This is a genomic window from Enterococcus sp. B2E4, from assembly GCF_030499455.1.
Classification (GTDB): domain Bacteria; phylum Bacillota; class Bacilli; order Lactobacillales; family Enterococcaceae; genus Enterococcus_D; species Enterococcus_D casseliflavus.
This window is the reverse complement of record NZ_JAUKPK010000017.1, coordinates 102372-124782: the sequence shown is the minus strand read 5'-3', so window position 1 is coordinate 124782 and position 22411 is coordinate 102372. Positions and strand designations below refer to the sequence as shown.

Annotated in this window: 24 protein-coding genes and 1 pseudogene; 6 read left to right on the top strand and 19 right to left on the bottom strand. The window is 43.9% G+C overall.

The features are described from left to right. Positions 1-4 precede the first annotated feature (4 nt). Positions 5-340: a PTS cellobiose transporter subunit IIB gene (locus Q1X33_RS12820; protein ID WP_005228578.1), complete on the bottom strand. Its 336-nt coding sequence runs from the start codon at positions 338-340 to the stop codon at positions 5-7. Between the two features lie 256 nt (positions 341-596). Between Q1X33_RS12820 and Q1X33_RS12815 the strand changes: the two genes are divergently transcribed. Continuing rightward, positions 597-917 carry a helix-turn-helix domain-containing protein gene (locus Q1X33_RS12815; RefSeq protein ID WP_005228576.1) on the top strand — a complete coding sequence of 107 codons (321 nt, stop codon included), beginning with the start codon at positions 597-599 and terminating at the stop codon, positions 915-917. A gap of 122 nt (positions 918-1039) precedes the next feature. Here the strand turns inward: Q1X33_RS12815 and Q1X33_RS12810 are convergent, their stop codons facing one another. The 13 genes from Q1X33_RS12810 to Q1X33_RS12750 form a co-directional block, all read right to left on the bottom strand. After that, positions 1040-1720, bottom strand: a complete 681-nt coding sequence (locus Q1X33_RS12810) for an amino acid ABC transporter permease (RefSeq protein ID WP_005228575.1) — start codon at positions 1718-1720, stop codon at positions 1040-1042. After that, a complete protein-coding gene (locus tag Q1X33_RS12805) occupies positions 1720-2571 on the bottom strand; it encodes a transporter substrate-binding domain-containing protein (protein ID WP_005228573.1) in 852 nt (283 codons plus the stop codon). Before Q1X33_RS12805 ends, Q1X33_RS12810 begins: the two co-directional genes overlap by 1 nt. Before the next feature lie 12 nt (positions 2572-2583). Beyond that, positions 2584-4035, bottom strand: coding sequence for an amidase (locus tag Q1X33_RS12800; protein ID WP_005228570.1), 1452 nt, complete (start codon positions 4033-4035; stop codon positions 2584-2586). A gap of 258 nt (positions 4036-4293) precedes the next feature. Next, positions 4294-5136, bottom strand: coding sequence for a DUF368 domain-containing protein (locus Q1X33_RS12795; RefSeq protein ID WP_005228568.1), 843 nt, complete (start codon positions 5134-5136; stop codon positions 4294-4296). 122 nt (positions 5137-5258) lie between these two features. Beyond that, entirely contained in the window at positions 5259-5768 is a 510-nt protein-coding gene (locus tag Q1X33_RS12790) for a GNAT family N-acetyltransferase (RefSeq protein ID WP_034869139.1), read from the bottom strand. 113 nt (positions 5769-5881) lie between these two features. Further along, the gene (locus Q1X33_RS12785) at positions 5882-6508 is read right to left on the bottom strand and encodes a glycosyltransferase family 32 protein (RefSeq protein WP_010749841.1); all 627 of its coding nucleotides are present in this window, start codon (positions 6506-6508) and stop codon (positions 5882-5884) included. A 177-nt stretch (positions 6509-6685) separates the two neighbouring features. Next, the gene (locus Q1X33_RS12780; protein ID WP_005228563.1) at positions 6686-7789 is read right to left on the bottom strand and encodes an alpha-hydroxy-acid oxidizing protein; all 1104 of its coding nucleotides are present in this window, start codon (positions 7787-7789) and stop codon (positions 6686-6688) included. 151 nt (positions 7790-7940) lie between these two features. Beyond that, positions 7941-8357, bottom strand: a complete 417-nt coding sequence (locus Q1X33_RS12775; protein ID WP_034869137.1) for an NUDIX domain-containing protein — start codon at positions 8355-8357, stop codon at positions 7941-7943. 104 nt (positions 8358-8461) lie between these two features. Then, positions 8462-8779 (bottom strand): DUF1292 domain-containing protein, encoded by a 318-nt coding sequence (locus Q1X33_RS12770; protein WP_005228559.1) that lies wholly within the window; start codon positions 8777-8779, stop codon positions 8462-8464. A gap of 22 nt (positions 8780-8801) precedes the next feature. After that, positions 8802-9233, bottom strand: a complete 432-nt coding sequence (ruvX, locus tag Q1X33_RS12765) for a Holliday junction resolvase RuvX (RefSeq protein ID WP_005234242.1) — start codon at positions 9231-9233, stop codon at positions 8802-8804. After that, positions 9233-9499 carry an IreB family regulatory phosphoprotein gene (locus Q1X33_RS12760; RefSeq protein ID WP_005228556.1) on the bottom strand — a complete coding sequence of 89 codons (267 nt, stop codon included), beginning with the start codon at positions 9497-9499 and terminating at the stop codon, positions 9233-9235. The genes ruvX and Q1X33_RS12760 overlap by 1 nt, the downstream gene beginning before the upstream one ends. Positions 9500-9644: 145 nt before the next feature. Then, positions 9645-10475 (bottom strand): TIGR03943 family protein, encoded by an 831-nt coding sequence (locus Q1X33_RS12755; RefSeq protein ID WP_005228555.1) that lies wholly within the window; start codon positions 10473-10475, stop codon positions 9645-9647. Between the two features lie 3 nt (positions 10476-10478). Further along, positions 10479-11426 (bottom strand): permease, encoded by a 948-nt coding sequence (locus Q1X33_RS12750; RefSeq protein ID WP_034869135.1) that lies wholly within the window; start codon positions 11424-11426, stop codon positions 10479-10481. Positions 11427-11646: 220 nt separating this feature from the next. Here Q1X33_RS12750 and Q1X33_RS12745 point away from each other — a divergent pair, with 220 nt between their 5' ends. Next, positions 11647-12009, top strand: coding sequence for a thioredoxin family protein (locus Q1X33_RS12745; RefSeq protein ID WP_005228551.1), 363 nt, complete (start codon positions 11647-11649; stop codon positions 12007-12009). Between the two features lie 93 nt (positions 12010-12102). Here the strand turns inward: Q1X33_RS12745 and Q1X33_RS12740 are convergent, their stop codons facing one another. After that, positions 12103-12777, bottom strand: coding sequence for a redox-sensing transcriptional repressor Rex (locus Q1X33_RS12740; protein ID WP_005228549.1), 675 nt, complete (start codon positions 12775-12777; stop codon positions 12103-12105). Between the two features lie 217 nt (positions 12778-12994). Here Q1X33_RS12740 and Q1X33_RS12735 point away from each other — a divergent pair, with 217 nt between their 5' ends. The 4 genes from Q1X33_RS12735 (at position 12995) to add (ending at position 18178) form a co-directional block, all read left to right on the top strand. After that, on the top strand, positions 12995-14926 hold the full coding sequence (locus tag Q1X33_RS12735; RefSeq protein WP_005228548.1) for an ABC-F family ATP-binding cassette domain-containing protein: 1932 nt from the start codon (positions 12995-12997) through the stop codon (positions 14924-14926). A gap of 100 nt (positions 14927-15026) precedes the next feature. Then, positions 15027-15749, top strand: coding sequence for a C39 family peptidase (locus Q1X33_RS12730; protein ID WP_016608824.1), 723 nt, complete (start codon positions 15027-15029; stop codon positions 15747-15749). A 148-nt stretch (positions 15750-15897) separates the two neighbouring features. Next, positions 15898-17004, top strand: coding sequence for an alanine dehydrogenase (ald, locus tag Q1X33_RS12725; RefSeq protein WP_015510228.1), 1107 nt, complete (start codon positions 15898-15900; stop codon positions 17002-17004). A gap of 151 nt (positions 17005-17155) precedes the next feature. Next, on the top strand, positions 17156-18178 hold the full coding sequence (gene add / locus Q1X33_RS12720; RefSeq protein WP_005228541.1) for an adenosine deaminase: 1023 nt from the start codon (positions 17156-17158) through the stop codon (positions 18176-18178). 546 nt (positions 18179-18724) lie between these two features. Here add and Q1X33_RS12715 read toward each other — a convergent pair. From Q1X33_RS12715 to Q1X33_RS12700, 4 genes and pseudogenes are all read right to left on the bottom strand, one after another. Beyond that, the gene (locus Q1X33_RS12715; protein WP_005228540.1) at positions 18725-18877 is read right to left on the bottom strand and encodes a hypothetical protein; all 153 of its coding nucleotides are present in this window, start codon (positions 18875-18877) and stop codon (positions 18725-18727) included. A 128-nt stretch (positions 18878-19005) separates the two neighbouring features. Further along, positions 19006-19944, bottom strand: a complete 939-nt coding sequence (locus tag Q1X33_RS12710; protein WP_225582183.1) for an MFS transporter — start codon at positions 19942-19944, stop codon at positions 19006-19008. Beyond that, a complete protein-coding gene (locus tag Q1X33_RS12705; RefSeq protein ID WP_005228538.1) occupies positions 19827-20183 on the bottom strand; it encodes a hypothetical protein in 357 nt (118 codons plus the stop codon). Before Q1X33_RS12705 ends, Q1X33_RS12710 begins: the two co-directional genes overlap by 118 nt. A 290-nt stretch (positions 20184-20473) precedes the next feature. Continuing rightward, positions 20474-22231, bottom strand: a pseudogene (locus Q1X33_RS12700) (1-deoxy-D-xylulose-5-phosphate synthase). Positions 22232-22411 lie beyond the last annotated feature (180 nt).

Here is a 22411-nt window from a genome sequence, read left to right as displayed (position 1 = left end):
CCATTTATTTCGCACTTTTCTCTAATGCAACACTTTCTTTGACTAGCTGTGCTAATTTCTCGATCCCGATCGGTATCGGAATATATGCTTGCGGGGGAATATTCACGATTGGTTTGCCGTATTTATCGGCGCTTTTCTTTAAATTGGCAAAATGCATTTTCGTTTGCGGGCTAACTAAATATAAATCATACTCATCCTTAGCGATTGTAGCGATCCCCTCTGAAGCAGAGATGGCATCGATCCTCACTGACCAGCCTTCTGTGGTTAAAAAGCTTGTTCCTTTTTTAGCGATCAACGATGAAGACATGCCTGCTGCACAAATTATCAATACTTTTTTCATTTCACTTCCTCCTTTTATGAAACGCTTCCATTTCGGTGCATCTATTCCTTTCTTCTACCCTCCTTCATGCTATAAAAAAATCCTTGAGAACGATTCACTATCTGCTGATTCTTACAGGTAGTAATCCTTCTTCACATAAATAGTATTACATATCGAGTACTTTGTAAATGCAATAAAACTCTATTAGTGATATAAAACATTAATTTCTTTCTGCTTCTATCGTGTCATAGTAGAATAATTTTGTGGAGGGGATTTCATGTTTAAAGATCGTTTAAGACAGTTGCGGAAAACGCGATCTGGTTTAACACAAGCAAAAATGGCAAAATATTTAGGAATCGCCAAAACAACCTATGCTTCGTATGAGCAAGGCAATCGGATGCCCGATATTGAGATCCAAAAAGAACTTGCTGATTACTTCAATGTCAGTCTCGATTATTTGCATGGACGTCCGAATGATTTGGAAGCCCTCTCTATGAAACAGATTCGTGTGGCTTCAAGAATCAATGAGGACTTTACTGAATATCAACTATCTGAAATCATTACCTTTATCGAATTCATAAAAAACCGCCCAGAGTAAACGGTACTATTCTGCCTTTTTTCTCTGGCTAACTTGTGGTGCTGCTTCATTACCTAAAAAAAACTGCTGTCAATGTCTCACAAGGAAACATTGACAGCAGCTGAAGAGCCTCGGCTCTTTTTTTATTGTCTTACAGCCTCATTAGCGGCAAAGCGTTTTGAAAAATGTTGTTCTAATCGCTTTTGCCCGGCTTCAATCAAAATACACAACAGCCAATAGATGATGGCAACTAGCACATACATGGACATGTAATCAAAGGTTCGTCCGCCAACGATCTTAGCTTTTTGAAAAATATCAGGAATCGTGATCATTGCTGCCAAGGAGGTTCCTTTCAACAAATCCATTGCCACATTACTCAATGCCGGTACAGAAATACGAAAGGCTTGCGGCAAAATAATCAGACGCATCGTTTTCGTAAAGGATAACCCTAACGCATAGGCAGCATCAAATTGCCCACGATCCACACCCGCAATTGATCCTCGGTAGATTTCTCCGATAAATGCGCTGCTGGTCAATGTAAAACAGATGATCGCAGCACTAAGCGCCGACAATTGATAAGGCAAGCCAAAATACAATAGGAACAACAAGACCAACGCTGGGACGCCTCTTAGAAAGGAGAGGTAGCCCCGCACGAACCCTCTAATGATGGGGTTTTCCAGCATCCCTAAGAAGGTGAGCATGATCCCTAATACGTTGCCTCCTAGAAACGAAACGACAGCAATGCCGACCGTATAGGACAAGCCCGACAGCAAATAGGGCAATGACTCCCACATCAACGGCAAATCAAGGGTTGGAATATACATTAGTCTGTTTCAACCGTTTGGATCGCTTGATCAGATTTTACTGAAATATCGGTTTGAAAATACGTTTCCGCAAGTTCTTTTAAACGGCCGTCTTCTTTCATTTCTGCTAAAACAGCATCCACTTTTTCCTGCAATGCTTGATGATCTTTCACAAATAAGAAGCCCGTTTCATTCGGATTAAAGTAGACATCTTCTAAAATTTTAACAGGGATATCTGGCAAAGCAGCAACCGCCATTTTTTGCAAATAGTAATCATTCAAGATCACATCCGTTCGACCATTCGCAACATCTGTCAAATACTGATCATTCGTTGCGTTGTCGTAAGTCACTAATTCTGCCCCATAGGATTCGGCTAAGCGCATGTAGCTGGTATTCGGTTCACCAGCAGCTTTTTTGCCATCCAAATCTTCTAAAGAAGCAATCCCAGAGTCATCACTTTTACGCACGATCATACTATCGAACGAGTATTTAATAGGCGTTGAGAGACTGAATTTTTCTGCCCGTTCATCTGTCAAACCAAAATCGTTGGCAGCAAAATCGGCTTCTCCACGTGTTAAAGAAGAAACTTGTCCATCGACATTGTACTCTTTAAATGTGATCTCTACGCCTAATCGTTTGGCGACTTCTTTTGCCACATCGACATCATAGCCCACTAATTCATTTTCATCGTTATAGTAAGACGATGGATACAAGGTTCCCGAAGTAGCAACAACCAATGTTTTGGCTTCTTCCACCTTGCTTAAACTGGTGTCTTCTTCCGTTGGTTTGCTGCAGGCACTTAACAAGACTCCCGCAAATAAACCGAAAAAGCCAACCATTGCAACGATTTTCCCTTTTCTAACTTGTTTCATAATATCCTCCTCTTAGTCTCCTTGTTTTGGCAACAGAAATCGTTGCTGTGTTTCAAATAAATAGCCGACTTGGAAAAGTAGATCTTCTCTGCCTTTAGACGCCATAAATTGGATCCCTAGCGGCAACCTTTCCTCACTAAGAGCAGTTGGCAAGCTGATGGCTGGCTGCCCCGTTAAATTGGCTAATTGAGTGTAAGGTGTCAGAGCATAGCTCTTGGCAAACATTTCTTCGATCAACTCACCCGCAGCATTTTTTCCAAGCGTCTCGATCTCATGCAGTCTTTGGCGTATGCTATCGCTTTGTAAGTCTTCCTCAATCAAAGGGGCTGGATAAGCCGTCGTCGGGGTCAAAAAGAGATCATAGGTCGAAAAGACTTCTTCCATTTTTTCTGCCAGCTGATCCCACCACTGCAAGGCAAGAACGTAATCGGCGGCAGGCAGTTTTTTTCCATATTGGTAAAGTGCCCAGGTCATCAATTCCATCTCTTCCCGTCTGACCGGTACTTGACGAGCAGCATCGATCTCAGCAAACATCGCAGCTGTTTCGCCGCCATTCATGGCGTAATAGGTGGTCATCATTTGCTGACCATCCACTGGATAGCCCACTTCAACGACTTCATGCCCCTGCTTTTCTAAAAATGCGGCTGCACTTCGGACTGCTTGGATGGCAGTTTCAGACACTTGGCCACCGGTCGGCGATGCGGTAGTAAAAGCAACCTTCAACCGCGGTTTTTGACTCGCTTGCCGATGATGCCATTCTACTTGCGGTGCCTGATAAGGGGCTGTCGGCTGTGACGTCCGCAACGCATAAAACAACTGTTCCGTATCACGCATGGAAAGCGTCAACGCAAAGTTGATGGAAGCGCCTTGCCAGCTACGCCATTCACTAGGACCCACTGGCATCGTACCACGGGTTGGCTTCAAACCAATCAATCCGCTAAAGGATGCTGGAATGCGGATCGATCCGCCGCCATCACTGGCGCCCGCAATCGGAAACATCCCCGAAGCCACTGCCGCTGCCGCACCACCACTGGAACCACCAGCTGAATAGGCAGGATTCCACGGATTACGTGTAGGCCCATACAATGTTGGATCAGTGATATTTTTGAATCCAAATTCTGGTGCATTGGTTTGCCCTAACGGCACAAAGCCCACCTCTTCTAAACGAGAAACAAAGTGAGCCGTGCGGCTGGCTCGTGCTTTAGCAAACAGTTTGGCTCCTGACGTTGCTGGCCACCCTGCTTTGGTTTGGCCGAGTATTTTTAACGGCATGGGTTGTCCCCCAAAAACCGTTTTTTGAAGATGCTGCTCGTAATGCTGGATCGCTGCTTGCGGATCAAATGTTACAAGCGCATTCAAAAGCGGATTTTGTTGATTGACTTTTTCTTCGATCATCGCCACCCGCTCTGCAAAACTGATTTTTCCTTGCCGCAATTGTTCCGCCCAATAGGTCGCATCTTGCATGCTTGCCCCTCCTTTTCCTCAAGCCCTCAAACAATTATCTAAACTGTAACACATGAAAAATTCTTCTTTATATAGACTACAATATACCAAACACTAGGAAATCTTTCAACAAAAATAGAACAGTTTTTAAACCTGTATCATATCGTTATCAAACGTTCCCATCTTTTTACTACCAGTTGTCGACCAACGCTTCTTCTTAGCTGTCCCCATCATTACCTAACAAAAACGGCACATCGCCAAACGATGTGCCGTTTTGATTTACTTATATTTTTCTTCCAGCTTGCTCATCCAAAGACCTAACCAAGCCCCCAAGACAAACAAAATAATTCCGATGACAGCCGTTACCCAAGTAAAGCCGCTATAGTTTGCCACCGGAGGAATCACGATCAATATCGTTGAGGCAATAACGATCCCTAAAATGAAGTGATAGACTTTTGAATGATAATGGGTCAATAGCCACTCCATCAATTTCGAAAACAGCAGCATCACTGCCAAACCGCCAATGGCGATCGGTAGAAAGACCCCCATGATGTCAAAGCTCTTAAAGCCTTTCAACATCGGATCATAAAGGCCCAGAACGAGCAAAAGGTTTGAAGGACTCAAGCCAGGAACCAAAACACCTAACGCGATCAGACCGCCGGCGATCACGAAACCTATGAAATTGGCAGGGATCGTTCCTAAGATATCGCCCATAAAATAGAGGAACAAGAAGCCGATGACCATACTGCCGAAGAACCAAAGCAGGTCGCCGGTTGTCCGTTTGCTTTTCAAGGTCGATTCTTTAGCAAGTGCTGGTAACGTCCCAATAATTGCCCCCGCAAAGCCCCACAAAACGATGATTTGATAGTTTTGCAGCAGCCACTCTAATGGCTTTGATAAAAGCCCGATCCCTACGATTCCCCCGATCCCTACTGGCAGGAAAAAGAGGAGATTCTCTCTAAAATTCTTCGTCAGATGTGCCATAAAGCGCAGCATCCGCTCATAAATGCCTAAGATGGCTGCCAATACGCCACCTGAAACACCAGGCAAGATAAAGCCCAAGGCAATCACCACGCCTTTAAGAAAACGTGACAAAATACTTTCGTTTCTCTGTTTTTCCATTTACAATTGCTCTCCTTAGCGATGGTTTTCACCAATCGTTCTTTTTTCATCAATCCCTTTAACTATACTTGATTGCCAAAAAAATGGAAAGTAATTTCTAATTCCTCATACAAAGGCAGATTTCAAAGTTCTTTTAGCATCAAGAAATCCGTCTGCTCATCATCCCCCATAAAAAAGGAGTGACTGCCAACTCTTTCAAAGCCCATCGTATGATAAAAAGCCAACGCATTGTCGTTAAATTCCCAAACACCTAACCAGATCGACTTTTTCTGTAGCTCTTTAGCGGTCTCTTGGGCAAACAGCAGCAGTGTTTTGCCATAGCCTCTGCGCTTATGTTCTTTTATGATATAGATTCGTTCAATTTCCAACCCCTCTGGGGCAATCGCTTCCGTTTGCGCCTCACCCCAGTTAAGTTTGATATATCCTACGGTTTGATCATTTTCTTGTAAAAAATAAAACGCCGATTGCGGATTTTCTAACTCTCGGGTCAGTTTCGGCAGATTGTAGGCTTCTTCTAGATAGATACGAGTATTTTCCTCCGTATTGAAAGGAGCAAATATATCGTAATAGGTGGATACGCTGATTTCTCCCAATTCTTCTAAATCTGCCAAAGTACATCGTTTGATAGCCATCAAAACGCCTCCTCATTTTTTCAAGCTATTCTATCACATCTCCATCATCCCTTGCAAAAGCAAAAAGGACGGACAGCTTTCCCCACTGTCCGTCCTTTCATAGACTTACTCTTTTACAACCAAGAGCCAGAAAACTGATGGATCACCATCGTACTCGGATCTTCCTCGACCTCACCAGTGATATAGCTTTTTGGTGAAAACGTCATTTGCGGGAAGATTTCTACACCCTTAACGGTTTGTCGTTGATTATTCAATTCTAATCCGTGGTTTTGCAACAGTTCCGTCACTCGGATCACATTGGTGACGACATCTTCCGTTTTTTCTGCCCGGACAAATTTTCGGTCATCGTAATCGTGGTACCATTCTTCCATAAAGGGATGATGCGGCACCGCTCCAATGATCCCCGTAGAAATCTTGGTTTCGATCTCAAAGCCCATAAATGCCTCCAGTGTCAAGAGCTCATCTAAAGGTTTGACCACCTCGATATCGGTATCCATATAAATACCGCCTTCTGTCACTAATGCATACAAACGAACCACATCTGACACAAAGGCCCATTCTTCTTGGTCATAGGCCTCTTTTAGATAAGGACCGAATTTTGAAAGGTCGATCGTTGATTCATCCCAACGTTTGATCTCATAATCCGGACAATATTTTTTCCAGGTATCCATGTATTTCTTTTCTTGTTCACCTAATGGATTGCCGCCAAACCAGCAATAATGAATAATTTTTGGAATCATCAATCTCTCTCCTTTAGTTTATTGGTCTCTTTTAAGTGTAGCTGATTTTGCAATTGTTTCAAAATCATATACACTTTTTTCAGCGAAAGCAGTTGCTCCTGCTCCTCGGCATGATCAGAAAAATCCATTAAAAAAAGCACCAGAATCAGCGATTCTAGCGCCTTTTTGAGGGATTACTTATAAATAGCGATTGTCCCGTAAAACGGCTTTTTTAATATCTGCCACCGTTTGCGTCCCCGCAAGCTGCATGACCATCTCCAATTCTTTTTTGAAGAAATCAAAGACTTGTTGAACACCGGTAGCACCACCTAGGGCCAACCCATAGATCACTGGGCGGCCGATCGCCACTAGATCTGCTCCGCAAGCAATCGCTTTAAAGACATGCTGTCCTCGCCGTACCCCGCTATCAAAGACGATCGGCGCCCGACCTGCCACTGCTTCAGCCACGATCTGTAAGGAATCAAAGGAAGCTGGACCACCATCCAATTGGCGTCCCCCGTGATTTGAGACCCAAATCCCTTGTGCACCTGCCCCTAAAGCTCGTTCCACATCTTCTTCTGATTGCACCCCTTTGACATAAACTGGTAAATCAGATTCTTTGGCGATAAAAGCGACATCCTGGGGACTTAATTTTTGTTTTGAGGAGCCGTAAACCGCATCCATCGTTTGTCCGATCCCTGATTGATAGGCCTGAACGATCGGCATTGCCAACGGAAAGGTGAAACCATTGCGGCGATCCGTTTCTCGATTGCCCCCAACAGTTGCATCTGCGGTCAAAACGATCGCTTTGGCGCCATTGCGTTTTGCCATCGCCAAGATGTCTTTGTTAATACCATCGTCTTTGCTCATATAAAACTGGAACCACTGCGGAGCTTCTTGACCACCAGCTGCTCGGATTTCTTCCAACGTACAAGAGGCATACGAACTCGCCGTATAGATCGTGCCAAAACGGGAAACCCCTTTGGCTGACGCTTGTTCTGCCGCAACATTTGCTAAGCCGTGGGCGGCAACAGGCGCCATAATGATTGGCGCTGACAACGTATCACCGCCAAAGGACAACGTTGTGTCCGGTAATTCAATGTCCTTTAAGACATGAGGAATGATCAATTTGTGATTGAAGGCGCGTTCATTTTCTTGATAGGTAAAAATATCCCCCGCACCACTGCTGATATAGCCATACCCACCTTTAGGAATCACTTCCTCTGCCGCGATCTCCAAATCGCACATATTGATAAAATCGATTGCTCCTTCTGCGGTACTTGCTTGATAGATTTTTTCCATGCCTTTCCCTACTCTCCAATAAGATAACGTTTACATTTTTATCCTACGCCTGATTGCAGGATCACGCAACTCATTCGCTCACTCCTACTCAACACGCTGCTTTTACTTTTCAACTTAAGACAGCCCTCCATTTGAGCTGGCTGAATTATTTTTATGTTCGTGAGAAATATTCTGCCAACAACAACGGCTGAATCGTTGGATATGTCCAGTTGGCAGGCGGCTCTGCCATTACATAGATTGCTTCGATCTCTGAGGTCAATTCATCCTGCAAGTCCGTGATCTGGGCTTCGAACACCAAGCCGTAATCGATCTCCCCGTCTTTTTCTATCCCATAGATAAATAACGGCTCTAGGGTAAAGTGCTTAGCGCCTGTTTCTTCTTTTAATTCACGGGCAGCACACTCTGTGATGCTTTCTCCTAGTTCTCGCTTGCCTCCAGGGATCTCCAAGGTGTCTCGTTCTTTGTGTTTGACATAGACGAACTTTTCTTGGTACTTGCTGATGATTACGGCAAAAACTAGCTGCTCTTCTGCGATCTTTTCAAGCTCGAATATCGTTACGTTACTCATTTTTCTCATTCCTTTCAAAAAAGCAGACATGCTTCTAAAATAAACAGTCGTTAAATCAAAAAAAGTGCTGATCCCTTATGGAAAGGGTCAGCACTTGCAACTTATTACTCTTCTTCTTCCGCCATGAATGTGTTGAAGACTTCTTCAATCATATCCCATTCTGCTTCTGTTTCGATCTGTTCTAATTCACCTTCAGAACCGTCTTCGTTTTCAATATAAGCGTACGCTTGTAATTCAACGTCTTCTTCTTCTGGTACGCCTGCTGGATAAAGCAAGACGTAGTTGCGGCCGAATTCTTCCGTACCGTCAACCGTTAATAGAATTTCGTATAAGGTTTCATTTCCTTGATCATCGATTAAAGTAATGTGTTCATGTCCTTCATGATCGTGATCGTGGTTATGATCGTGTGTATGTTCTGACATTTATTTTCCTCTTTTCTGTAAATTAAAACAGCTGTTTCCCAGCACCATCTAAATAATTCTGCAAAATCATGACTGCTGCTAATTTATCAATCACTTTTTTTCGTTTGGCACGCGATGTATTCGCCTGTTCTACCAGCATTCGTTCTGCTTGAACGGTCGTCAGACGTTCGTCTTGGTAAACGACCGGCAAACCGAATTGCTGTTCGATCGCTGCGCCGTAAGCCATAGAAGCTTCCGCTCTAGGTCCGATCGTATTATTCATATTTTTAGGTAGTCCTACCACAAAACGTGAGACTTCATATTCTTTCACCAATTCAGCAAGTCGATCATAACCGAAATTGCCTTCATCTTCATTGATGCGAATGATCTCGATCCCTTGTGCTGTCCAGCCCATTGGGTCACTGACCGCCACGCCGACTGTCCGCGAACCAACATCCAATCCCATGATTCTCATTATAGGTTGATCCCGTGATTGCCTAAATAATAACGGATCAGAACTTCCATGATCTCATCCCGTTCGTGACGACGAATCAAATTCCGGGCATCCCGATAACGAGGAATGTAAGCCGGGTCGCCAGAAAGGAGATAACCGACGATTTGATTGATCGGATTGTATCCTTTTTCCTCTAATGCTCGGTAGACGATAGCTAATGTTTCGCTGACTTCTTTTTTACGGCTATCATCAAAATCAAAGCGAACTGTTTCATCTGTAAAACCCATTTCACGACACCTCTCTTTTGTATAGATTTTAGCATATGTTCCTACTATATTGTACTAAACGTTTGATAAAACTACAAACATATGCTTAGATTTTCTCCATTATAACAAAGGTTTATGATGTTTTTATGAACTTTCTTAAAAAAAGCTAGAAAGCGCGATAGACATACTGGTTTTCTGGTGCTTCAATCGTCTTCTCTTGGTCTGCTACCACCATCGGCAAGTCCCGTTTGAAGGGTTGATAGTACTTCGATTGGATCGTCCCTTCCACGTGGAGCCACTGGTTATTTTCTGCCGTTGTTTGTTGTGGTAATTCCACTCGCAAGCCAAAAACGCCTGAATCAGCCACACAATGGATAATGCCAAAACGAAACAAAAAGATTTCATTGGCATCATCTTGATCTGCATGGTACACAAATCCATCATAGGTGATTTTCTTGCCAATAAATTCGCTCGGGTACGTATAGATCAACTCCATGACTTCCAAGTAATTTTCTTCCGTTACCGCAATTGTCTCATCTTTGGCGTAACGTGCCAACGCTGCATCCATCTGAGTGTCATAATCTTCTTTGTTAAAATAAAGACTTGTATCGGGTTTCAGATATTGGGTCGTCATTTCTGGATCCCCCACAGATTCTTCACTTAGGGGGAAATTAAACCCTTTTGCTTCAACGATCGTCGTATCCAAGCTAACGGTGGGGAAAAAGAGACCCACGATGATCGGTAAGGCTAATAGAAAATACGCAATCACTCGTTGGTGTTTTTTCTCCAATCCATGCTGATGCTCATCGTCATGATGATGCTCAGGCTCTTGTTTGACCCAAAAATACAGCTGGACCAAAGCCAATAATAAAGAAATGATCATGGATAAAATAGCGAGATAGCGATAATGAATGTTGATAAACTGATTGAGTTTGCCCGTCACTTGCAAGTACATCATCAATTCAAAATAGCCTGATAAGATCAAAAAACGAACCATTCTTTACACCACCCATGCATAAATTGAAACGACGATTGCGACTAATCCAACTAAAGAAGCGATAAAACGCCCTGAAAAGTACCGCTTCATCATCAACAGGTTTTTAATATCTACCATTGGACCAAAAATCAGGAAACCGACGACTGGTCCAGTGCCGAATAAACTCAACAACGAAGAGCCGATAAAGGCATCTGCTTCGGAACATAGGGATAACGTTAGTGCCAACAACAGCATGACGAAGACCGCTAACAGCTTCGTGGAGCCTAATGTCAGCATCAAACCAGTTGGCAGATAGGTCTGCATCGCTGAGGCGATCAACGCACCAATGATCAAATAACGCCCAGTATCGAAAAACTCATCCAAACTATGCTGCAGCAAATGACGAATCTGCCGAAGGAGCGGATGACTGCTCTTTTCCGTTTGATGGTGGGCGTGATCATGCCCCTGATGGTGTGGGTGAGCTGCCTGCTCATTCCCGCCACTTAATTGATTGGCAAGCCGTGTTTTTAAGATCTCTTGTTTGTTAAAATACGCCAGCCAGATCCCCACGACCATTGCGACCAATAAGCTGCCCAGTACACGCAAAAAGGCGAACTTCGCGGAATTTCCAAAGGCAATGAATGTAGAAAAAATCACGATAGGATTGATGATCGGTGCAGTCAGCATAAAGGCAAACGCCGTATACACTGGCACCTCTTTTTTTACGAACTGATTAACGATCGGTACGATCCCACATTCGCAGGAAGGAAAAAAGACCCCCAGACCACAACCAACTGTGATCGATGCCAATTTGTTTTTTGGTAAGAGTCTCGTGACTCTTTCTGGCGTCAAGAAGACTTGTAAGGCACCTGAGATCAAGCAGCCCAATAGGACAAACGGCAAGGCTTCAATGACGATAGATAAAAAAATAACACTCATTTGCAGGACAGAATTCGGTAATGCCTGAAACATAACTTTAACCTTCTTTATCAATAAATTCGAAACGCTGGAATTACTATACGTTTTTTCCTTTTTTTGTACAACGTTTTTTTTAAAGCAGCCTATTTTTTTAATCGTTGCTTTAGATTTCCCTTATCTTTGAATCCTTCTTACTCACCTAAGCGATCAGCTGCTAGCAGATATTTTGACTTTTCCTCAAGAACAGCGTACATTTTCCATGGAGGAATGACTTATGCAAAAAAATCAACCGATCCAAGAGCAGCTCGCCCAACAACCGTTGGCACTAATCTATCTCTCTCAACCGAATTGCAGTATTTGTGTTGCAGACAAACCACGCATCCAAAAACTGGCACAAACCCAGCAACTCCCCCTATTTACCATCAACACGCTGGCAGAGCCAGAAGCAGCCAGTCTATTTTCGGTCTTGACGGTGCCCGTCGTCCTCTTGTTCGCGAATGGGAAAGAAGTGCATCGTGAAGCCCGCATCATCGATTTCACACGTTTGACTCAACAAATCTTGCGGTATCAAGAAGCGCTCACAAGCGTTGAAGAGCAAGATTCCTATGAATCACTTTTTGACCAGTTAGACGAGTAAGTTCAGTGAATGAAAGCAACAAAACAGCTGTCAGATCGTTGTATATACTACGATCTGGCAGCTGTTTTGTTGGTTCCTATTTATGTGATGCGATTATTCGCTTAGTGATGGTTCTTCTACTGGTTCTTCATGGGACAAGACGTTGCCTGAATGCAAGAAATAAATCAATGTTTGCAATTCATTGGTTAAGTCAACGTTTTGAATCAGCACGCCTTTTGGTGCAGTGATCCGTGCAGGTGTAAAGTTCAAGATTCCTTTAATGCCAGCTTTCACAAGCTCGTTCACTAAATCTTGTGAATGTTGTGCGGGAACCGTCAAAATAGCCACATCGATCTGCTGGATCTTCACTTGTTCCTTCATGTCATCCATTGGATAGACCGGCACACCATCTACGATTCGACCAACTAGATCTTCGTTGACATCAAATGCGGCACTGATCCGAATGCTGTTGCTTTGGTGAAATTTGTATTTCAACAAGGCGCTCCCCAAGTTTCCGACACCGACTAAAGCTACATTCGTCATGTGGTCTTCGTTCAATGTCTTCGCAAAGAACTGCATCAAGCTTTCAACGTCATAGCCATAGCCGCGTTTTCCTAATTCACCAAAGTAGGAAAAGTCGCGGCGGATCGTCGCACTATCAACTTGAACAGCTTCACTTAGTTCGGTCGAAGAAACTTTTAATTTGCCTGCTTGGTGCAAAATACGCAAGTAACGATAATATAAAGGCAATCGCTTCGCTGTTGCCTTTGGAATTTGATGATCTTTCAAAGAATACTCCCCCATTGTGAAAAATTCACTTGTGATGAAGCTATCATAACAAATACATTGTTCAAAAATCAATTTGAATGCTCATAATTTGAAATATAAATTTTATAATGGTAAAATCAAACTTTTTCCCAATCGCCGTTTCCCCTAAAATATGATAGACTTGTAGTATTGCAACCTTGATACAGACAAGTTTCTTAAAGAAAGGAATGACATACACATGATTTTATTACAAGCCAACCAAATCGCCCGTCTTTTCGGAGCCGAGTTTTTATTTGAAAAAATCCAATTAGAGATTGCCAGCAATTCCCGAATCGCGCTTGTTGGACGCAACGGTGCTGGTAAATCAACGCTACTGAAAATTATTGCTGGACTCGAAAGTCCTGATAAAGGAACGATCGCTAAAAACAAGACCGCTACGATGGGCTACTTAGCTCAAGATACCGGACTTGCTAGTCAGGCCACCGTTTGGGAAGAAATGCTGGGGGCTTTTGCAACGGTTCGACAGATGGAGCAGCGCATGCGTACCTTAGAGATCGCCATCTCCAAAGCAGATCCTGCTGCTGACTCTGGCAATCTCCTGAAAGAATACGACCAGTTGCAGCATGAATTTGCAGAAAAAAATGGTTATGGCTATGAAAATGAAATTCGCTCCGTCTTGCACGGCTTTCAGTTTGATCCTTCTTTTTACACGCAAGCCATCAATACCCTTTCTGGTGGTCAAAAAACCCGCTTGGCATTAGCAAAAATGCTGCTGCAAAAACCTGATATCTTGATTCTGGATGAACCGACCAACCATTTAGATATCGAAACGTTATCTTGGTTAGAAAACTATCTGCAAGGATATGCCGGTGCATTGCTGATCGTTTCCCATGACCGTTACTTCTTAGACAAAGTCGTCAACGAAGTCTACGAACTGAGTCGCCAAAAAATGCGCCACTACAAAGGCAATTACAGCCGCTATTTGACCCTGAAAGCGGAGCAACTGCAAAGTGAATGGAAAGCCTTTGAGAAGCAGCAAGAAGAAATCAATAAACTGGAAGACTTTGTTGCCCGCAACCTTGTCCGTGCGTCTACCACCAAACGCGCGCAAAGTCGCCGTAAGCAATTAGAGAAAATGGATCGGCTGGATCGCCCGCAAGGAGATGAAAAATCCGCCCACTTCCTTTTTTCTATTGAAAAGCCTTCAGGAAATGTTGTGATGCAAGTAGAAAATGCCGCTATCGGTTATTCTGAAGAAGAAGTCTTATCGGCGCCCATCGACTTAGATGTTCGGCGCAAAGATGCGATCGCTTTAGTAGGACCGAATGGGATCGGCAAATCAACCTTACTGAAATCGCTGATTCATAAAATCCCCTTTATTCAAGGAAAGGTGCATTTTGGCGCCAATGTCTCAATCGGGTACTATGACCAAACTCAATCCGATCTGCATTCAACCAAAACGATCCTCCATGAGCTTTGGGATGACCACAGCACCACACCTGAAGTCGAGATTCGCAATATATTAGGCAGCTTCTTATTTTCTGGAGAAGATGTTGAAAAGCCGATCACGCTATTAAGCGGTGGCGAAAAAGCCCGTGTCGCTTTGGCAAAGTTAGCCATGGACCATGACAATTTCTTGATTTTGGATGAGCCAACCAACCATTTAGACATCGACAGCAAAGAAGTCTTAGAAAATGCGCTGATCGATTATGAAGGCACTTTGTTCTTCGTATCTCACGACCGCTACTTTATCAATCGAATCGCCACCAAGGTCGTGGAACTGTCTGAAAACGGCAGCAAGCTCTATCTCGGCGATTACGATTATTATTTAGAAAAGAAACAAGAAGAAGCTGAGATCGCAGCGATGTTGGAAGCAAAAACAACCGAAACCACCCTCTCAGCGGGCAAGCAAAACTTTGTCCAAAGCAAGGAACAGCAAAAAGCCGTTAGAACCTTACAGCGAAAAGTCACCCAAATCGAAGAAGAACTTGCCGCAATAGAAGAAACGATCCAACAACTGGAACAAGACATGACCGCACCAGATGCGTTGAATGATCATGTCAAATTGACCGCGTTGAATCAAGCATTAGAACAAGCCCGCACTGAACAAGAAGCCCTATTAGAAGCATGGGAAAACACTAGCTTAGAACTAGAGGCATTTGAAAGTTGATCGTGGAATCGGTCTGTAGGCCGATGACAAGCGCCCCCTCCTTTGTTTTACTTAAAAGTACAGGATGAATACGTACGATTCGTAAAACAAGGAGGGAAAAATGCAAAAACAGACAGATGTTTATCGAAAGCGTCGGCCAATGGTTGTTTTGGCAGGATTGGTGTTGATTTGGATAGGGTTCAATCGAATCTCTCATCACGTGTTGTACGGAGAGTTGTCCGAACACGTGCACACCGTCGTTGCCTATGATGAGAGTTATGACGACGAATATGTTTATTCTCAGGCTATCTTTAGTGATGACATCAATGCTTATTTATGGGAAATGGACATCACAACACCGATTTTCTTGCAGACGAACGAAGATTGGGCCGATAGATCCTATGGCAATGACGGCAGCCAAACCTTGGCAGAAAACGGATGTGCGATTGCTTCTCTTGCGATGGTTCAATCCTATCTTGAAGGCTATCCCATTTCGCCACTAGAAGTCCTCGATTGGGCAGGAGATCATTATTACGTTGACGGCCAAGGAACGGACTGGCGGATTTTTTCTGACTTTGCCGATGCAAACGGCTACAACTATTATGATCTTGGCACAGATCTAGCCAGCGTTGAAGCTTACTTGCAACAAAATCATCCGGTCATCGTTTCTGTGACTCCAGGGGAATTTACAGATGGCGGCCATATTATGGTCTTAGGTGGAATGATGGACGATCAAGTGTTTGTCTTAGATCCCAATGATGATCCAGAAAAATCCCATTACGCTATCTATTACACACTAGATGAAATCGCTAATCAAAGCTTACGCTTTTGGACCTTCAGCTGATTGATCGAAAAAAGTCCCCGTTCGGGGCTTTTTTCTTTGTCGTGGCGTAGGCAGCAACTGGATCTTACTTTTTTAATAAAAAAACCATTCTTTCTCCCCTTAGGAATCCGCTTTCTATTATAATGGAAGAAAGAAAGGTGTGAAGTCTATGAAAATCGGTATCCCCAAAGAAATCAAGAACAATGAAAATCGTGTGGCATTGCCGCCCTCGGGAGTCTATGAGTTAGTCCAAGACGGACACGAAGTCTTCGTTGAACAAGGCGCTGGTGCAGGATCAACCTTTTCTGATCAAGCGTATCAGGAAGTCGGTGCTACGATTGCTACCGCTGAAGAGGTTTGGGCCTCTGAATTGGTTATGAAAGTCAAAGAACCTTTACCAGAAGAATACCCCTTTTTGCATGAGGGACTGGTTTTATTCACCTATTTCCACGTAGCCGCCAATCAACAGCTTGCTCAAGCGTTGATCGACAGCAAAGTGATCGCTGTTGCTTATGAAAACGTCCAGCTGGCGAACGGTACCCTGCCTCTGCTATCGCCTATGAGTGAGATCGCTGGAAGAATGTCTGTTCAAATCGGCGCACAATTTCTCGAAAAAATATATGGCGGAAAAGGGATCCTGCTTTCAGGTGTTCCCGGTGTCCGTCAAGGTCGGGTAACGATCATTGGTGGTGGCGTTGCCGGTGAGAATGCCGCGAGAGTCGCCGTAGGTCTAGGCGCACAAGTGACGATTTTAGACGTTTCGATCCCACGCTTACAAGAGCTGGATCGACAATTTTCTGGTCAAGTTCAAACCTTGTATTCCAATCGCTTGAATATCGAACGAACGATCCAATCCGCAGACTTGGTGGTAGGAGCCGTCTTATTGCCAGGACAAAAAGCCCCGTGCTTAGTGACCCGCGACATGGTGAAACAGATGCCTGAAAAATCCGTGATCGTCGATATTGCCATTGACCAAGGCGGAATTTTTGAGACCGAAGACAAAGTCACCACCCACGACGAGCCAACCTATATCCGGGAAGAAGTTATTCACTATGCAGTGGCGAATATGCCAGGTGCTGTGCCGCAAACGGCAACCATCGCATTGAGCATTGCCACCTTACCGTATGCCCAGCAGCTAGCGAACGATCCTTTAGCAGCGTTGCGAGAGAATCAGGCACTTGCTAAAGGGGTCATCGCCTATGAGGGCGCATTTACTTCAAAAGAAGCCGCTCACGATCTGTCATTGCCTTTTACCGATCTATCGGAATTGATTTGAACCACTCTCCCACAATAAAACCAGCAGCCGCACAAGTAATTCGCGGCTGCTGGTTTGCTTTCTATGAGAATTTCCTTTTTTGGGTAGCATGGGCTTTTTAAGTATGCTATATTCATACTTAAAAAAATTCGACCTAGACAGGAGGAACACTGTGCTTACTCAACAACAAATCCAAGCATTTCCCAAAGTAGAACTTCACTGCCACCTCGACGGTTCCATTCGTCCAGAAACATTGATCGCCATCGCCAATCAGCAAGAACTACCGATTGAGCAAGACATAGAAGCTGTGAAAGCACAGATGCAAGCCCCCAAAGATTGTCATGACCTGAGGGATTATCTTCGCTGCTTTGATTTCGTTCGGCCGTATTTGCAAACACAAGAAGCGTTAGCAGCTGCCGCCTATGACGTGATGGAACAAGCCGCTCAAGATGGGGTCGCTTATATTGAGATCCGCTTTGCTCCCAGCTTATCGATGGACAAAGGACTCACTTGCAGCCAGACCATCCAAGCCGTGATCGAAGGCATCGCACGAGCAGAAGAACGCTACCCAATCAAAGGCAATGTTTTGATCATTGGGATGCGTCAAGAAGACCTACCAGCTATTACGGCGATTTTTGATGAAGCGATCGCTCTTACCGATGAAAAAGTCGTCGGCATTGATCTGGCAGGTCCAGAAGAAGACGGGTACGTCCCTGATTTAGCTGCCAGCTATCAAGTGTTCCTCAAGAACCAAAGTGTCCAACTGACCTTACATGCAGGCGAATGCGGCTGTGTGCAAAACATTTATCAAGCCATCGAAAGCGGTGCGCAGCGGATTGGCCACGGCATCGCCTTAAAAGGAGATCCTACTGCTCAAGCGTTTGTTCGAGAACAAAATCGCTGTATCGAAGGCTGCCCTACCAGCAATGTTCATACGCGTGCGATTCCCACATACTCGGTATACCCATTAAGAGAATGGCTAAAAGCCAAGGTCCCTTTTTGTTTGAACACCGATAACCGAACGGTCTCAAACACGACATTGACCAATGAATACCTGCAAATGGCTCATCATTGCGACATGACCGAATCAGAGATGCGCTTCTTAAACGAAACCGCCGCTCAGCATTCCTTTGCGGAAGCTGCCGACAAAGCGGTACTCTTGAAAAAAATTCAAGAATGGCAAATTATTCAATAGTAAAAAGCACTCGTTTAGAAGCGAGTGCTTTTTTACTTAAAGATAATTTAGATCTTCTACTTTTTTATTTGGATTCAAGTGTATGCTGCATCATTTCCAGCAGGAGATTCTGTTGGCATTCATTTCCTTAAATAGAGCGGTTCGAAAAGCCGATGCCCCGAAATCATGTGACTTGCAACTATTTTTGAATTCCGCTACATAATGATTGTTTTGCTTTTCGATACTTTCATAGGAAAATAGAGATGTGGGCTTTTTAATTGATCTTGTTCAAATACTGATTTAGTCTGCAGTCGTAAATGACGAGGTTTTAAGCTTCATTGATGATCCCTTCGGATTGGATCAGGTCTTTCACTGTCATAAGTGCTGCTGGTGCTTTAATCATCTGCATGCCTAAGATCGCCAAATTTTTAATGTATTCGAATATGTCTGCGGCTTTATCGAAAATAGATATTTACACCAATTGCCGCTGCCACTCATGAATAAGCGCCCGCTCATAGATAAAGCTTCTTGACAATCTACTAAGCCGAAGTATTTAGCAAAAACGGATCAACATGCGTTGAGAGTATTGGTCAGTTTTGCGATTTCTTCCATGCTATACTCACTAACTTTTTCTCGATTGCTTAATAAAAAGTCACCGATCGTTCGTCTCGCATCATTTTGTTTAAACGCTGCTTCTTCAATTTTTTGAAAAAGATACATCTGGTTCTCCCCTCTGATTGACGCCGGCAGTTTGTCTAGTATGCTCAACTCATCATTGTTTCTTTTTATTATAAGCGATGAGAAGGATGAAATGAAGATGGAAAAACGAGGATCAAGCTATCTTTCGCCTATCCTCGTTCAAAATACAGAAAGTATTTATTTCCCAAAAAAGCTAGGACACCAATCAAGCACAACAAACCCCCTGATAGGATCATCTGCATCCCTGCTGTTTCATTGCCGCTGACTAGTATCAGCAAGCGTGATGCATAAGGTGCTAACGTGACCCCTAAATTGTATGCAACGATCGAGACGATCGTGCCAAACTTAGCTTCCGCTTCACCACCAGTCGTCAGCAAGTGGGTGAAAAAAGGCATGATGCTGCGAAAGGCAAAGCCTAGTAGTAAAGAACAACCCAAGAGCAGCCCCACCGTCTGCAAGGGATAGGTCAAATAGATGCTGCTTCCTGCAAGCAATGCCGCAACGGGCAGCAACCAGCGATGTAGGCGGCTATATATCAAGCCAAAGGCATTGCCGGCGATAAATGCCCCCGTCGCAATGGCGGCGATCATGTTACTGCCATCGGTCGCATCACCAATTCCTTTTTCCAACAACAACGGGGTGATCTGCAGATTGTAGTTGATAAACAAGACAACGATCAGAAACAAGAGCACCCCCAAAACAAATGACTTTTGTTTCCGTTCTTTTGAAACCGTGACGTTCGCTATCAGAGCCGCATCGGTGGTCGCTTTTGTTTCATTGGGAATAAATACCTGAACAAAAAAGAGACTGATCAAGGCAAAGCCATAAACGAAGAAAGAGATCTCCCAACTGATCTTCACTAGCTGCCCTACCAGCAAAGTCATAAAGATACCGCCTAAACCACCGACGGCACTTTCTAATCCAAGGGCCTTGGCTTTCTTTTGCGGCTCATTTTGAAACAACAAACTAATCATTTGAATCGCCAAACGATTGAATAAACCGATCCCGAAGCCAAGAATCGCGCGCGAAAGAAACAAGACAGGAAAGCTCCCCTGATACCATGCCGGCAGTGTGCCAAAAATCGCCACAATGACCAAGCCGGTGACCATCGTGTATTTTTGCCGATCCTTTTTTCGATCATGCTAGTAGTAAAAATCCCCAGCAAAAGAAACAATGACGGAATCGTGGTCAGTAACCCGACGTAGACCGCATCTACTTCTGGAAAGCTTGCCGCAATCGCTGGAACATTGGCAGAAATCGCCGGTGCCGAATAGACGACCATTGCCACCGACAACAGTGCCAGCAACTTCATTGAAAAAAATTTCATAGTTACCCCTTTTCTTTTTACAAAATACTATTTTTGTTTCTCTGAGCTCAACCGGATAAGACACCAAAGCAATCTTTTCCTACCTCTTTATTATTTGCTGGATCGCCAGCATTTGACCAATGCTTCCTACGCTGAGGATTTATGCTTGAAAAGCATTGGTCTTCTGCATTTGCTGCAGATCGTCACCGATAGTCTGCGAAAAAACCTTGCAGTCTGTTTTTCTGCAAGGTTTCCTTCGATCATTCATTTTTTATCAATCCTATCAGCTACACAAGACACCCTAAGAGAACTTATTTCTGCAGCTGTTCTATGATATCTTTCGTAATTGCCTCAGCAGTGATACCAAGTTCGGATAAAACGTCCGCTGCTCGGTAATTATCATAAAATTTCTTTTCTAAGCCATAGTTTTTGACGGCAATCTCACGATCACCAAGATAGCTGGCAATCATTTGTCCATAGCCGCCCTCTCGTATGCCGTCTTCCAACGTGACAACGAGTTTATGTGATCGTGCCACAGCATCCAGCAATTCTTTGTCGACCCCTGAAATAAACTTAGGATTGATCACCGTTGGGGTAATTCCATGTTGCATTTTCAATTGTTCTGCGATCTCTTCCGCTAGCGCATAAAAGTTTCCGACACCGACGATGGCTACCTGCGTGCCAGCTTGAGTCACCTCATTTTTTTGATCGCTGTAGTCAGTAGAGGCTGCCACTGCCGTTTCGTTGACAGGTCCAACCGGTACTCGGATCGCAACTGGAGCGTTGGTTTGTTCCAGCGACCAATCCAACATTGCTAGATATTCTTCTTTAGAGGTTGGCGCAAGATAAACAAGGTTAGGAATATGTGCCAAAAATGGAATATCAAAAATTCCCAAATGGCTCTCGTCATTCATTCCATGAATCGATGCACCGTATACCAAAATCGTTCCAGGCAGATGATTTAGGGCCAAATCATGGGAAATTTGATCAAAACTACGTTGCATAAAGGTAGAAAAAACGGCCCAGACAGGTTTCGCTCCATTTTTTGCTAACCCAGCAACCATCGATACCGCATGTTCTTCTGCAATACCCACATCTACAAATTGTTTACCTGCTTTTTCTCGTTGTTCTGGAGAAAAAAGCAGCATCGGTGTACCAGCATTTACTGCCACGACTGTAGGATCTGTCGCCATTTTTTCTAATAAATAATCCGTCGTTAAGCTGTTGTAGGTTACTTGATTGCCCCCAACAGAAATATATTCGCCTGTTTCTAAACGAAAGGGACCGCCTGCATGAAACTTTTCACGATTTTCTTCCGCAAACTTGAAGCCTTTGCCTTTGATCGTATGAATGTGTAATAAAACAGGATGATCAATGTCTTTCACTTTTTCAAATAAAGCGATCAAGGCAGCGAGGTCATTTCCTTCATCTAAATAGTGGTACTCAAAACCAATCGCTTTGAACAGATTGTCTGCTGCTTGCCCCTTGGTTTCCCGCAATGCCCGCAAATTCTGGTACATCCCTCCATGGTTTTCCGCGATCGATTAGTCATTGTCGTTGAGGATCACAATGGTATTGGTGCCTAATTCCACAATATTGTTCAAGCCTTCAAACGCTAAGCCACCTGATAGAGAACCATCGCCAATGACGGCAACGACGTTATACGTTTCATTTTTTAGGTCACGGGCTTTCGCCACACCATTTGCCAACGAAACTGAGGTGGAGGTATGACCGACCGTAAAGAGATCGTGCTCGCTTTCTTTCGGATTCGTGTAACCAGAAACCGCATCATACTGAGCAGCATCAAGAAAGGCATGGGCGCGTCCCGTCAACATTTTATGGATATAGGTCTGATGAGACACATCAAAAATCAGCTTATCTGTGGGGGAATCAAAGACTTTATGCAACGCGATCGTCATCTCAACCATCCCCAGATTGGGGCCATTATGCCCCCCATGGTGACTGATTTTTTCCAATAAAGCAGTTCGTGCTTCTACTACTAGTTCTTGAAGTTGCCCACTGGTCAATTCTTTTAACTCTTTGGGGCTTTTGATTTTTTCTAATAACATGTACGTACCTCCTGTAGAAATGTTCGAATGGTTCGTGTGTTTACTCACAAGGAAAAAGACACGAAGTCGAAATGAGTAGATCGTTCTCTGGAATGAAAAAAGCGCCAATCGGAGATGGACGCTCTTTTTTAAATTCCTGTCAAACCAAGAAATAGCAAGTTATCCTGAAGGGAAATTGTG